Source organism: Streptomyces finlayi, from assembly GCF_014216315.1.
Taxonomy (GTDB): Bacteria; Actinomycetota; Actinomycetes; order Streptomycetales; family Streptomycetaceae; genus Streptomyces; species Streptomyces finlayi_A.
Genome location: NZ_CP045702.1, coordinates 2,029,419 through 2,042,445, shown reverse-complemented (window position 1 = coordinate 2,042,445; position 13,027 = coordinate 2,029,419). Strand labels below are relative to the sequence as shown.

11 protein-coding genes and 1 pseudogene are annotated in these 13,027 nt (G+C 70.7%); 11 read left to right on the top strand and 1 reads right to left on the bottom strand.

What is annotated here, in order from left to right:
* Window positions 1-171 precede the first annotated feature (171 nt).
* The 4 genes from serA to F0344_RS09215 all read left to right on the top strand — a co-directional run bounded on the left by serA (window position 172) and on the right by F0344_RS09215 (window position 3,786).
* Window positions 172-1,764: a phosphoglycerate dehydrogenase gene (serA, locus tag F0344_RS09230; protein WP_185298314.1), complete on the top strand. Its 1,593-nt coding sequence runs from the start codon at window positions 172-174 to the stop codon at window positions 1,762-1,764.
* An 80-nt stretch (window positions 1,765-1,844) separates the two neighbouring features.
* The gene (locus tag F0344_RS09225; RefSeq protein WP_185298313.1) at window positions 1,845-2,438 is read left to right on the top strand and encodes a TetR/AcrR family transcriptional regulator; all 594 of its coding nucleotides are present in this window, start codon (window positions 1,845-1,847) and stop codon (window positions 2,436-2,438) included.
* Between the two features lie 95 nt (window positions 2,439-2,533).
* Window positions 2,534-3,247 carry a hypothetical protein gene (locus F0344_RS09220; protein WP_185298312.1) on the top strand — a complete coding sequence of 238 codons (714 nt, stop codon included), beginning with the start codon at window positions 2,534-2,536 and terminating at the stop codon, window positions 3,245-3,247.
* Window positions 3,244-3,786, top strand: a complete 543-nt coding sequence (locus F0344_RS09215; RefSeq protein WP_185298311.1) for a hypothetical protein — start codon at window positions 3,244-3,246, stop codon at window positions 3,784-3,786. The genes F0344_RS09220 and F0344_RS09215 overlap by 4 nt, the downstream gene beginning before the upstream one ends.
* 209 nt (window positions 3,787-3,995) lie before the next feature.
* On the opposite strand, the gene F0344_RS09210 is transcribed toward F0344_RS09215, so the two are convergent.
* On the bottom strand, window positions 3,996-5,189 hold the full coding sequence (locus tag F0344_RS09210; RefSeq protein ID WP_185298310.1) for a PucR family transcriptional regulator: 1,194 nt from the start codon (window positions 5,187-5,189) through the stop codon (window positions 3,996-3,998).
* Between the two features lie 180 nt (window positions 5,190-5,369).
* Here F0344_RS09210 and F0344_RS09205 point away from each other — a divergent pair, with 180 nt between their 5' ends.
* The 7 genes and pseudogenes from F0344_RS09205 (at window position 5,370) to F0344_RS09180 (ending at window position 13,015) form a co-directional block, all read left to right on the top strand.
* On the top strand, window positions 5,370-6,296 hold the full coding sequence (locus tag F0344_RS09205; RefSeq protein ID WP_185298309.1) for a proline dehydrogenase family protein: 927 nt from the start codon (window positions 5,370-5,372) through the stop codon (window positions 6,294-6,296).
* Window positions 6,297-6,343: 47 nt separating this feature from the next.
* A complete protein-coding gene (gene pruA / locus F0344_RS09200) occupies window positions 6,344-7,975 on the top strand; it encodes an L-glutamate gamma-semialdehyde dehydrogenase (RefSeq protein ID WP_185298308.1) in 1,632 nt (543 codons plus the stop codon).
* 207 nt (window positions 7,976-8,182) lie between these two features.
* Window positions 8,183-9,241, top strand: a complete 1,059-nt coding sequence (locus tag F0344_RS09195) for a S1 family peptidase (protein WP_185298307.1) — start codon at window positions 8,183-8,185, stop codon at window positions 9,239-9,241.
* Between the two features lie 130 nt (window positions 9,242-9,371).
* Window positions 9,372-10,198, top strand: a pseudogene (locus F0344_RS09190) (helix-turn-helix transcriptional regulator); the annotation flags it as partial.
* Window positions 10,199-10,396: 198 nt separating this feature from the next.
* Window positions 10,397-10,525 carry a hypothetical protein gene (locus tag F0344_RS35610; protein WP_258049799.1) on the top strand — a complete coding sequence of 43 codons (129 nt, stop codon included), beginning with the start codon at window positions 10,397-10,399 and terminating at the stop codon, window positions 10,523-10,525.
* A gap of 89 nt (window positions 10,526-10,614) precedes the next feature.
* Window positions 10,615-11,658 (top strand): 3-isopropylmalate dehydrogenase, encoded by a 1,044-nt coding sequence (locus F0344_RS09185; protein WP_185298306.1) that lies wholly within the window; start codon window positions 10,615-10,617, stop codon window positions 11,656-11,658.
* Window positions 11,659-11,911: 253 nt separating this feature from the next.
* Window positions 11,912-13,015: a branched-chain amino acid aminotransferase gene (locus F0344_RS09180; protein WP_185298305.1), complete on the top strand. Its 1,104-nt coding sequence runs from the start codon at window positions 11,912-11,914 to the stop codon at window positions 13,013-13,015.
* Window positions 13,016-13,027 lie beyond the last annotated feature (12 nt).

Sequence of the window (13,027 nt, the reverse complement as noted above, 5' to 3'; positions counted from 1 at the left end):
CGTGTGGGTGATCCTTCCACCGGGGCGCAAGGCGCGCTCTGTTGCATGACTACACTTCTCAACACATACACGCGTCAGGGCCCACAGTGTCGTGCGTCTCCCACGCGGCTAGCCCCTCCACCGCCTGCGGCCGTCGGGACGGCCGTCCGCACTGGACATGTGAGGACTCTCGTGAGCTCGAAACCTGTCGTACTCATCGCTGAAGAGCTGTCGCCCGCCACGGTCGACGCTCTGGGTCCGGATTTCGAGATCCGGCACTGCAACGGCGCGGACCGCGCCGAACTCCTCCCCGCGATCGTCGACGTCGACGCCATCCTGGTGCGCTCCGCCACCAAGGTCGACGCCGAAGCCATCGCCGCGGCCAAGAAGCTGCGGGTCGTCGCCCGCGCCGGTGTCGGTCTGGACAACGTCGACGTCTCCTCGGCCACCAAGGCCGGCGTGATGGTCGTCAACGCCCCGACCTCCAACATCGTCACCGCCGCCGAGCTGGCCTGTGGTCTGCTCGTCGCCACGGCGCGCAACATCCCGCAGGCCAACACCGCCCTGAAGAACGGCGAGTGGAAGCGCTCCAAGTACACGGGCGTCGAGCTCAGCGAGAAGGTCCTCGGCGTCGTCGGCCTCGGCCGCATCGGTGTCCTGGTCGCGCAGCGCATGTCGGCCTTCGGTATGAAGATCGTCGCGTACGACCCCTACGTACAGCCCGCGCGTGCCGCGCAGATGGGTGTCAAGCTCCTCACCCTCGACGAGCTGCTCGAGGTCGCCGACTTCATCACGGTGCACCTCCCCAAGACGCCGGAGACGCTCGGCCTCATCGGCGACGACGCGCTGCACAAGGTGAAGCCCTCCGTACGCATCGTCAACGCCGCCCGCGGCGGCATCGTCGACGAGGAGGCGCTGGCCTCCGCCCTCAAGGAGGGCCGCGTCGCCGGCGCCGGTCTGGACGTGTACACGAAGGAGCCCTGCACGGACTCCCCGCTGTTCCAGTTCGACCAGGTCGTCTGTACCCCGCACCTCGGAGCTTCGACCGACGAGGCCCAGGAGAAGGCGGGCATCGCGGTCGCCAGGTCCGTGCGTCTGGCCCTCGCCGGTGAACTCGTGCCGGACGCGGTCAACGTCCAGGGCGGCGTCATCGCCGAGGACGTCCGTCCCGGACTGCCGCTCGCCGAGAAGCTCGGCCGGATCTTCACCGCGCTCGCGGGCGAGGTCGCGGCCCGCCTCGATGTCGAGGTGTACGGCGAGATCACGCAGCACGACGTGAAGGTGCTCGAACTCTCCGCTCTCAAGGGCGTCTTCGAGGACGTCGTCGACGAGACCGTGAGCTACGTCAACGCCCCGCTCTTCGCGCAGGAGCGCGGTGTCGAGGTACGCCTCACCACCAGCTCCGAGTCGCCGGACCACCGCAACGTGGTGACCGTCCGCGGCACGCTGTCGAGCGGCGAGGAGGTCGCGGTCTCCGGCACGCTGGCCGGCCCCAAGCACCTCCAGAAGATCGTGGCCATCGGCGACTACGACGTCGACCTGGCGCTCGCCGACCACATGGTCGTGCTGCGCTACCAGGACCGTCCGGGTGTCGTCGGCGCGGTCGGCCGCATCCTCGGTGAGGCCGGGCTCAACATCGCCGGCATGCAGGTCTCGCGGGCGGACGTGGGCGGCGAGGCGCTGGTCGTCCTCACCGTCGACGACACCGTTCCGCCGCAGGTCCTGACCGACATCTCCGAGGAGATCGGCGCCGCCTCGGCCCGTTCGGTGAACCTCACCGACTGACCGTCCGCCGCTCGCACCCCGTACCTGGCATATAGACGTCCGTCTTACACGGTTGTCTGTATGCCGGGTACGCTGCGTTTATGGGACACCGTGAGGATCTGCTCGAGGGCGCCAAGCGCTGCCTGCTGGAGAAGGGGTACGCCCGGACGACGGCACGCGACATCGTGGCCGCCTCCGGCACCAACCTCGCCTCCATCGGCTACCACTACGGCTCCAAGGAGGCGCTGCTCGACCTGGCCTTCCTCCAGGTGACGGAGGAGTGGGGCGACACCACCACGGACGCGCCCGATCGGCTCGGCGCAAAGACCGCGGCCGATGCGCCCGAGGACCCGTTCGGGCAGTTCCGTGAGGTCTGGGAGCGGGTCATCGGCTCCTACGGGGAGACCCGTGCCGTCTGGCAGCTCCAGTTGGAGGTCATCTCGCGGATCGACACCGATCCCGCCCTCCGGAAGGCGCTGGCGGGCCCGCAGGGCGACGCGCGCAACGGTCTCGCCCGGACCATGCTGGGCATCGACCCCGAAGCCGATCCCGAAAGGGCGCGGGTCGCGGGGCTGTTCTGTCAGGCCCTGCTCACGGGGGTGATGGTCCAGTGGATGACCGACGGGGAGTCCGCGCCCTCCGCGCAGGACCTGACCGACGGACTGAAGGCGGTGCTGGAGGGCAGGGTCTCCTGACAGGGGGCGCGCGAAACGTCCTGGGGTGACAGCGTCCGGAACCGACGAGGCGTCCGGAACCGACGAAGAGAGCGGCGCGAGGTACGGAGGCAGGCATGCGGCGTGCGGTGCGGGGATTCTGGGGTCCCAGGCAGGAGTGCGCGGAGGCGCTGGCACGGCGATGGAAGCAGACGCTCGACCGGCTGGACGTACTGCTGCCGGACGTGTGCGCAGGCGCCGGGCGCGACGGGACCTGGCGGAACGTGCCGGGCTCCGGGCCCGCCGCCGCCCTGCGGCCGGACGAGGAGACCCTGCTCGCCGCCGTCCGCGCGGCCCAGGCCTCGGACGGCTGGTCGGACCGTACGGGCACCAGCATGCGGTTCGTCGCGGCGGGAGCGACCGGCTGGAAGGTCGACGTCAGCGGGCGGGCCGGCGGTACGTCGGAGTACCTGCTCCAGGCAGTCGTCATCGGCATCCGGCCGCCCGAGGGTGCGGAGGTGCCCGACGCCGCACTTCTTACGGCGGTGGCCGAGGTGTGGGAGGCGGACTTCGGGAGCGTGAGCAACGACGACGTCCTCTACGCCCTGGAGGACGAAGGGGGTTTCGCCCCCGACGAGCCGTCCGTCGGCTGGACCGGCTATCTCTCCTCGGCGCGTGCCGCCCTGCTGCCCGACGACATCACGGGCGCCCGCGAAGAGGTGGGCTCCCAGGGCGTACTCCTGGAGATCGCCGCACCCGGTGACGTCCAGGCGGTGCTGCGGGCCAACCTGCGCCTGCGCGAGACGGGGGCACTCCAGGCGCTGCCGCGCCCGGTGGGGGCCGCGCCGTGAGCGCCAGGGCTGGGGAGGAGTTCGACACCGTACGCGCGAGCGCCGACGTCGACGCGCTGCTGGCCGCGCGGGTCCCGGCGGCCGGGCCGACCGTGGCCGTGGGCGATCCGGCCACGGGGGAGTGGACCACCACGCGGGGCGAGGGCTTCCGGATCGTGCCGCTGTGGGAGGGCGAGCCGCTCACCGGGCTGTACGGGCCAGGATGGAACGAGGCCGTGGACGCCGCCGACGCCCACCTCGCCACGCTCGTCCGGGAGCTGGACGGACGCTGGGGTGCCCACCGCAGGGTGGCCCTGCGTGTACCGCTGTTCCGGAAGCAGCGGGGAGCGGCCCTGCCGCCGCTGTTCGACGCCCTGCTGGCGCAGGACTGCTACGGCGACCTGACGGTCTGGGGGCCGGTGGGCGCCGACGGCTCCGGTGCCGTACAGCGGTGGGTGGCGGTGAGCGCCGGGCACAGTGCCGGGGACGCGCCCGTGGTCATGGCGGCCGCCGTCAGCGACCGGCCGATAGTCGAGCTGCCGGAGGACGACGCCTGCTAGGTCCTGTCTGGAGTTCCCCCGCGGCGTCGCGGCGTCCGGCACCGCCGCCTCCGGCGTTGTCGTCAGTCGCGAGGGCTCCGCCATCGCTCCCTCCTCCGCCTTGGATTCGACGGCACCGGACGCCGCTCCTTCTCCCGCGCTGGAACTCCAGACAGGACCCTAGGGCCTTCGTTCGGATCAGGCCGGACGCGGGCCCCGGAGCGGGTCCGTCACAGGCGTGCCGCCTTCAGGGCCATGTGCAGCAGCAGCCGGTCCTCGCCGTCGTTCAGGTCGAGCCCCGTCAGCTGGTGGACGCGGGAGAGCCGGTAGTAGAGCGTCTGCCGGTGGATGCCGAGCTCGGCGGCCGTCCGGCCGGCCTGGCCCGCGCAGTCGAGGAACACCTCGGCGGTGCGGGCCAGTTCGCTGTGGGCCGGGGCCAGCAGGGTGCGCACAGCGGGGTCGGGGGCGGCGTCCACGGGCCGGGGGAGCGAGGTCAGCAGCCGGTACGGGCCGATGGCCCGCCAGTCGGCGACCTTCCCGAAGCGGGTCTCGGCCGTGGCGGCGCGGGACGCGGACACGGCCTCGTGCCAGGAGGCGGACAGCTCCGCCAGGCCCCGCCGGGGGACCGCGATTCCGGCCGTGGCTCCCGGTCCGGCGGCGGAGCGCAACCGGTCCGCCGCCGTCGTCGCCGGGTCCAGGACGTCGGGCGAGCGCAGCCTGACCAGCGCCGCCAGGGACACCGTGCCCGAGGCGGGAGCCTGCTCGGGCGAGGGTGCGCCCGTCGGCGCGGCGCCTCCCGCCGCGTTCGCGACCGTGGACAGGGCCGCCGCCGACGGCACCGTACGTACGGAAGGGGTCTCGTCCGCCCACGGGTTCACGCACACCACCGTGTGCAGGCCGTCCGCGTCCGGGCCGAGCGCCTCGCGCAGCGCGGCCACCGCCATGTCGTGCTGCCAGCCGCGCTCCGCCGTGAGGACCGCACCGAATTCCCGGGACAGGTCCGTGCCCGCCCGCGCCTCGTCGGAGAGCAGCGCCCCGATCCGGGAGGCCACGTCCATCGCCGCCGTCAGCTGGTCGTCCGTCGGGCCGGGGTCCGCTTCGAGGGACCACACGTAACCGAGCACGACGCCCCGATGGCGTACCGGAAGGCAGATGCGGCCCCGGAAGACACCGGCCTCCGGGGCGGCCGGAATACGGACGGGGCCGGTGGCGCGGGCGATGCCGAAGCCCTCGAACCAGGCCCGGACCGCCGGTGTGGAGCGCCGGGTCAGGATCGACCGGGTGCGGACGGGGTCCATCGCGGTGTCGTCGTCGCTGTCGTGGGCACCGAAGGCGACCAGGCCGAAGTCCCGGTTCTCCAGGACCGCCGGAGCGCCGAGCAGCGCGGAGATCTCGTCGACCAGCTCCTGGTAATCGCCTTTCACCCCCTCATTCTCGCACCCCTTCAGACATATGTCTGAGGTACCGGCCACAGATGCGTGACAGGTGTCGATGGCACAGGATCGGAGGGATCCTTAGATTTCACGGTGGTTCTCCGTGCTGTACCGGTCCGTGTCGCTTCGTGCCTCTACAGCCTTCGTTCGTTCATTCCGTGGAGGTGCCCCGTGCTGGGTCCCGTGATTCTCGCCGCGTCACGCAGCGACACGATGCGTCGTTTCATCTCGGCAGCGCCGGGCACGAAGCAGGTCGTCGACCGGTTCATCGCCGGTGAGACCGTCGAGCAGGTCGTCCCGATCGTCAAGGACGCCGCGGGCAAGGGCCTGGAGGTCACCCTCGACGTCGTGGGTGAGGACATCACCACCCCCGAGCAGGCCGCCGCCGCGCGGGACGCCTACCTGGAGCTGATCGGCCGGCTCAAGGAGCTGGGCCTCGGCACCAAGGCCGAGATGTCCGTCAAGCTGTCGATGTTCGGCCAGTCCCTGGACGGCGGCCACGAGCTGGCACTCGCCAATGTGCGCCCCGTCGTCGAGGCCGCCGCCGTGATCGGCACCACGGTCACCCTGGACGCCGAGGACCACACCACCCTCGACTCGATGTTCACCATCCACGAGGAGCTGCGGAAGGACTTCCCGCAGACCGGCTGTGTGATCCAGGCGTACCTGTTCCGCACCGAGGACGACGCCCGCCGGCTGGCCGCCGCCGGCAGCCGTGTCCGCATCGTGAAGGGCGCCTACAAGGAGCCCGCCTCCGTCGCGTACCAGGACAGGGCCGAGATCGACAAGGCGTTCGTCCGCGTCATCAAGATCCTGATGGACGGCCAGGGCTACCCGATGATCGGGTCCCACGACCCCCGCCTCATCGCCATCACCCAGGAGCTCGGCCGCAAGGCCGGGCGCAAACTGGACGAGTACGAGTTCCAGATGCTGTACGGCATCCGCAGCGACGAGCAGATCCGGCTCGCGGCCGAGGGCCACCGGATGCGCGTCTACACGGCGTACGGCACCGACTGGTACGGCTACTTCATGCGCCGTCTCGCGGAGAAGCCGGCCAACCTGCTGTTCTTCGGCCGTTCCATCCTCACCAAGGGCTGACCTGCCCGGCTGACCCCCACCCGCTGATACAAGGAGACAAGGCACTCATGGACGCTGTTACCCAGGTCCCCGCGCCGGTCAACGAGCCGGTCCGTTCCTACGCCCCCGGATCACCCGAGCGCGCCCGCCTCGAAGTGAAGCTCAAGGAGCTCGCCGAGAACCCCATCGACCTGCCGATGACCATCGGTGGCGAGAAGCGGATGGGTGGCGGTGAGCGTTTCGACGTCGTGCAGCCGCACAACCACAAGGCGGTCCTCGGTACCTTCGCCGGCGCCACGCGGCAGGACGCGCAGGACGCCATCGACGCCGCTCTCGCCGCCGCCCCGGCGTGGCGCGCGATGGCCTTCGACGACCGCGCCGCGATCATCCTGCGCGCCGCCGAGCTGCTCGCCGGCCCCTGGCGCGAGACGCTGGCCGCCTCCACGATGCTCGGCCAGTCGAAGACCGCGCAGCAGGCCGAGATCGACACTCCCTGCGAGCTCGTCGACTTCTGGCGCTTCAACGTGCACTACGCGCGCCAGATTCTCGCCGAGCAGCCCCCGGCCAACTCGCCGGGCGTGTGGAACCGTATGGACCACCGCCCGCTGGAGGGCTTCGTCTACGCGATCACGCCGTTCAACTTCACGGCCATCGCGGGCAACCTGCCCACCGCCCCCGCCCTCATGGGCAACGTGGTGGTCTGGAAGCCGTCCCCCACGCAGACCCACGCCGCCGTGCTGCTGATGCAGCTCCTGGAGGAGGCCGGACTGCCGAAGGGCGTCATCAACCTGGTGACAGGTGACGGCATCGCCGTCTCCGAGGTGGCGCTGAACCACCGCGATCTGGCCGGTATCCACTTCACCGGTTCGACCCCGACCTTCCAGCACCTGTGGAAGACGGTCGGCAACAACATCGCCAAGTACCGCACATACCCGCGACTGGTCGGCGAGACCGGCGGCAAGGACTTCGTCGTCGCGCACCCCAGCGCCGACCACGCCGTCCTGAAGACCGCGCTGACCCGTGGCTCCTTCGAGTACCAGGGCCAGAAGTGCTCGGCGTCCTCGCGCGCCTACGTCCCGGCCTCCATCTGGAACTCCGGTTTCAAGGAGGCGTTCGCGGCCGAGGTCGACGGCATCGCCATGGGTGACGTCACCGACCTGTCGAACTTCATCGGCGCCGTGATCGACGAGCGTTCCTTCGCGAAGAACAAGGCCGCGATCGACCGTGCCAAGGCCGACCCGAGCTGCACGATCATCGCGGGCGGCACGTACGACGACTCGGTCGGCTACTTCGTCCGCCCGACGGTCATCGCCTGCTCGGACCCGTCGAACGAGGTCTTCACGACCGAGTACTTCGGGCCGATCCTCGCGATCCACGTCTACGAGGACGAGAACTACGACGCCATGCTTGAGCAGATGGAGTCGGCGTCCGACTACGCGCTGACGGGTGCGGTCATCTCCAACGACCGCGCCGCGGCCGCCCGCACGATGGAGAAGCTGCGCTACGCCGCGGGCAACTTCTACATCAACGACAAGTCGACCGGCGCCGTCGTCGGCCAGCAGCCCTTCGGCGGCGGCCGTGCCTCGGGTACGAACGACAAGGCCGGTGCGCCGCAGAACCTGCAGCGCTGGACGCTGACCCGCGCCATCAAGGAGACGCTGGTCCCGCCGACCGACTACACCTACCCCCACCAGGGCTGATCCGCCCGGGGCGCCGCGCAGGCAAGCCCCGCCACGAGTCCCGCCCCCCGCCCGGCCCCCCAGCCGGCCGGGGGGCGGTTTCCATGTGCGCCCGGGTCCCCGCGACCGCCGGATCCAGCCACGCGCCCTTGCGGTAGAGGTAATGGGCATGTCAAATTCCTGCTCGGTACGTACGTCCCCACACGTCATCCGAGAAGGAGCTCCCCCATGAGACGCACCCTTCGTGCGCGCATCGGCGTTTCCCTGCTCGTCGGCGCGACCCTCGGCCTCGGCGCGACCCCCGCCGGGGCCGAGGCCGTTCCCGCCGCGAGCGCCACCCCCGCCCCGGCCCCGTACGCCCTGGACGCCGCACTCGAACGGCAGCTCGGAGCGGACAGCGCGGGCAGTTACCTCGACGCGAGGACCGGTGGCCTCGTCGTCACCGTCACCAGCGACCGCGCCGCCGAACAGGCCCGTTCCGCAGGGGCGACCGCCCGCCGGGTGACGCGCAGCGCGGCGGATCTCGGCGCCGCGATGGACGCGCTGGAGGCCGGTGCGAAGATCACCGGCACCTCCTGGGGCATCGACCCCCGGACCAACCAGGTCGCGCTGGAGGCCGACGAGTCGGTCTCCGTACGGGAGATGGCCCGCATCAAGGCCGTCGCCGACCGGCTCGACGGGGCCGTCCGCATCACCAGGGTGCCCGGCGTCTTCCACCGCGAGGTCGCGGGCGGCAGCGCCATCTACGGCGGCGGGAGCCGCTGCTCGGCCGCGTTCAACGTGACCAAGAACAGCGCCCGGTACTTCGTGACCGCCGGCCACTGCACCAACATCTCGGCCAACTGGTCCGCGAGTTCCGGCGGAGCGGTGATCGGTGTCCGTGAGGGCACGAGCTTCCCGACCAACGACTACGGCATCGTCCGCTACACCGACGGCTCCGCGCCCGCGGGGAACGTCAACCTCTACAACGGCAGCTTCCAGGACATCGCCTCCGCCGCCGACGCGGTCGTGGGCCAGGCCCTCAGGAAGAGCGGCTCCACCACCAAGGTCACCAGCGGTACGGTCACCGCGGTCAACGTGACCGTCAACTACGGCGACGGCCCGGTCTACAACATGGTCCGCACCACCGCCTGCTCGGCCGGCGGCGACAGCGGCGGCGCCCACTTCGCCGGTTCCGTCGCCCTCGGTATCCACTCGGGCAGCTCCGGCTGCACCGGCACGAGCGGCTCCGCGATCCACCAGCCGGTCAAGGAGGCCCTGGCCGCGTACGGGGTCACGGTGTACTGACCTTCCCCCTGACGACAAGCCCGTCCGGCGAACAGTTCTGTCCTCGATCGCCGGACGGGCTTGATCTGGCCGGTGTCGACCTGTCCCTGAGCCGGCACGCGCGTCGGGCGAAAACGCCGTCAGCCTCAACCGAGCCCGTCCGGCGACTGAGGACAAGACGGCCGGCACCCGGCGGCGTACTCCCGGACTGCGACGGGAGGAGGTCGCCCAGCTCACCGGGGCGTCCGCGGACCACTACACGCGCCTGGAGCAGGGCCGCGGCTCGCGCCCCTCGCGGCAGACGCTCTCCGCGCTGGCGCCTGCGCTGCGGCTGAGCGAGGACGAGCGGGACCATCTCTTCCACCTGGCGGGGGATGAGCCGCCGCGGGCCCGCCACGGCCCCACGCAGCATGTGCGCCCCGGCCTCCTGCTGGTCCTGGACCGGCTGCACGACGCACCGGCGCAGGTCTGCAGCGACCGTGGCGAGCTGCTTGCGCAGAACGCGATGGCGGTCGCCCTGGGCGGCGAGATCGAGCCGGCGAGAACATGACCCGTAAGTGGTTCACCGTTCCGGCCGTACGGCGGGTCTTCCCGCCCGAGGACCACGCCGCCCACTCCCGTACGCAGGTGGCGCAGCTCCGCGCGGTGTTTGCCGCCCGCCCCGAGGACGCGCCGCTCGCCGCGCTGGTCAAGGAGCTGCGGGCATCGAGCGAGGAGTTCGACGCCCTGTGGACCGAGCACCGGGTGGCGGTACGGCGCGCCGGGACCAAGCGGTTTCCGCACCCCTTGGTCGGCCTTCTCGAACTGGGCTGCGAGGTCCTGCTCACCGCCGACCGCGGGCAGCGGCTGGTGATCCGTACGGCGAGCCCCGGCAGCGAGACGTACGAGCGGCTGCGCCTGCTCCGGGTGGTCGGCATCCAGGAGTTCGGAGCCTCCGGTTTCGACGCGCCCGTCTCAGATAGTAGGAAGTCCGAGTAACTGTGGAGACAGAACGGCCCACCTGTCCTAGCTTTGTAGAAGCCGAACGACTCGCTCGATCGAGCGACTGGCGGTTGTGAGCGCGTGCCCCGAAGCAGGCAACCCCTGCGGCACGCTCCCCGCCCCTTCCGGCACCTCGAAATCCCGATCTCGAATCTCGATCTCGAAATCCTCGCGATCTCAAGGAGTCGATCCATCATGGCCGAGACCACTGTCCGCCGCGTCCGTCGCACCCACCGCCCCACGGAGTCCGAGCGTCGCAATGCCGCCGCCGCGCTCCAGAGGGCCCTCGACCGCAGGGACAACGGCGGATCCACCGGCCACTGAGGGCCGCGACGCGCCCGTGCCCCATGGCATCGCCGTCCGCATGATGGACAGCGGATGTCATGGGCTGGGACGAACAGTAGGGTGCCGATATGTCTCGCAGCATCAATCTCGCAGTGATCCCCGGTGACGGTATCGGCCAGGAGGTCGTGGCCCAGGGACTCAAGGTCCTCAACGCTGTTCTCCCGCAGGATGTGAAGCTGGAGACCAAGGAGTACGACCTTGGCGCCCAGCGCTGGCACCGCACCGGTGAAACCCTCCCGGACGCGGAGCTGGAAGCGCTCAAGGGCCACGACGCCCTCCTGCTCGGCGCGATCGGTGACCCGTCCGTGCCGTCCGGCGTCCTGGAACGAGGGCTCCTGCTGAAGCTGCGTTTCGCCTTCGACCACTACATCAACCTGCGCCCGTCGAAGCTCTTCCCGAACACCGCGACCCCGCTCGCCGGACGCCCCGACATCGACTTCGTCGTCGTGCGCGAGGGCACCGAGGGCCCGTACACGGGCAACGGCGGTTCGCTGCGTACGGGTACGGAGCACGAGGTCGCCACCGAGGTCAGCGTCAACACCGCGTACGGGGTGGAGCGCGTCGTCCGTGACGCCTTCGAGCGGGCCAAGGCCCGCCCGCGCAAGAAGCTGACGCTGGTGCACAAGAACAACGTCCTCGTGTACGCGGGCCACATGTGGAAGAACATCTTCGACAGGGTCGCGGCCGAGTACCCCGAGGTCACCACCGACTATCTGCACGTCGACGCCGCGACGATCTTCTTCGTCACCCAGCCGGAGCGCTTCGACGTCATCGTCACCGACAACCTCTTCGGTGACATCCTCACGGACCTCGCCGCCGCCGTGACCGGCGGAATCGGCCTGGCCGCCTCCGGCAACATCAACCCGACGGGCACGTTCCCGTCGATGTTCGAGCCGGTCCACGGTTCCGCCCCCGACATCGCGGGCAGTGGCAAGGCCGACCCGACCGCCACGATCCTCTCCGTCGCCCTCCTGCTGCGTCACCTCGGCTACGAGACCGAGGCCGTGCGCATCGAGGACGCCGTCTCCGCGGATCTCGCGGGGCGCGACGGGGTCACCACCCGTACGACCGACGAGATCGGCGACGCCCTCGCGGTACGAGTAGCGAGCTGACCCGACGACTCCACTTCGAAGCCGCCGGGTCACAACGCACCCGGCGGCTTCTCCAATGCGGTCTCCGGGTGCCACCATCGACCCTGGACCGCAATCACGTCATTTCGCGCACGGCCACCCCCGGGAGATAATCGAACGCGGGGCCGTGGCTCGCGGCAATGTCCGGACGTCCCGAGGCCTGTCCGACATCCGTCGGGCGGGAGCGGGCGTAGCGCGGTCCATCACACACAAGACCGGTGAAGGACACGCACTCATGACGACGCCCACGATCGAGCTCAAGCCCTCCTCGCACCCGCTGTCCGACGCGGAGCGCGAGGCGGTCCTGGCCAGCCCCGGTTTCGGCCGCCACTTCACCGATCACATGGTGACGATCAGGTGGACCGAGGGCAGGGGCTGGCACGACGCCCAGCTCGTCCCGTACGGCCCGCTGTCGATGGACCCGGCCAACATGACCCTGCACTACGCGCAGGAGATCTTCGAGGGCCTCAAGGCGTACCGTCAGCCCGACGGCACGGTGGCCAGTTTCCGCCCCCAGGCCAACGCCGAGCGCTTCCAGCGGTCCGCGGACCGGCTCGCGATGCCAGAGCTTCCGGTCGAGACGTTCATCGCGGCCTGTGACGCCCTCGTCCAGCAGGACAAGGCATGGGTTCCGGAGCACGGTGGCGAGGAGTCCCTCTACCTGCGCCCGTTCATGATCGCGGCCGAGGTCGGCCTCGGTGTCCGGCCGGCCAACGAGTACCTCTTCATCGTCATCGCCTCGCCCGCCGGCGCGTACTTCCCCGGCGGCGTGAAGCCCGTCTCCATCTGGCTCTCCGAGAACCGCGTCCGCGCCGTTCCCGGCGGCATGGGGGACGCCAAGACCGGCGGCAACTACGCCGCGTCGCTGCTGGCGCAGGCCGAGGCGGCCGCCCAGGGCTGCGACCAGGTCGCCTACCTCGACGCCGTGGAGCACAAGTGGGTCGAGGAGCTCGGCGGCATGAACCTGTACTTCGTGTACGGGCAGGAGGACGGCACGACGCGGATCGTCACTCCCGAGCTCACCGGCTCGCTGCTCGCCGGCATCACCCGCGACTCGCTGCTGAGGGTCGCGGGTGACCTCGGTTACGGGGCCGAGGAGGGCCGCGTCTCCATCGACCGGTGGAAGGCCGACACCGCGAACGGCACCCTGACCGAGGTCTTCGCCTGCGGCACCGCCGCCGTGATCACGCCCGTCGGCACCGTCAAGTCCGCCGACGGCGAGTGGGTCCAGGGCGACGGCACGCCCGGCGAGGTCACCATGAAGCTGCGCGACCGCCTGCTGGACATCCAGCGCGGCATCGCCGAGGACACCCACGGCTGGATGCACCCCCTCGGCTAGTCCGGGTGGTCC

What these genes read in the sequence shown, in the direction of transcription:
- F0344_RS35610 (WP_258049799.1), top strand. Translation starts at nt 10,397, where the DNA reads ATGGCCGAGACCACTGTCCGCCGCGTCCGTCGCACCCACCGCCCCACG.
- F0344_RS09225 (WP_185298313.1), top strand. Translation starts at nt 1,845, where the DNA reads ATGGGACACCGTGAGGATCTGCTCGAGGGCGCCAAGCGCTGCCTGCTG.
- F0344_RS09220 (WP_185298312.1), top strand. Translation starts at nt 2,534, where the DNA reads ATGCGGCGTGCGGTGCGGGGATTCTGGGGTCCCAGGCAGGAGTGCGCG.
- F0344_RS09195 (WP_185298307.1), top strand. Translation starts at nt 8,183, where the DNA reads ATGAGACGCACCCTTCGTGCGCGCATCGGCGTTTCCCTGCTCGTCGGC.
- F0344_RS09180 (WP_185298305.1), top strand. Translation starts at nt 11,912, where the DNA reads ATGACGACGCCCACGATCGAGCTCAAGCCCTCCTCGCACCCGCTGTCC.
- pruA (WP_185298308.1), top strand. Translation starts at nt 6,344, where the DNA reads ATGGACGCTGTTACCCAGGTCCCCGCGCCGGTCAACGAGCCGGTCCGT.
- F0344_RS09185 (WP_185298306.1), top strand. Translation starts at nt 10,615, where the DNA reads ATGTCTCGCAGCATCAATCTCGCAGTGATCCCCGGTGACGGTATCGGC.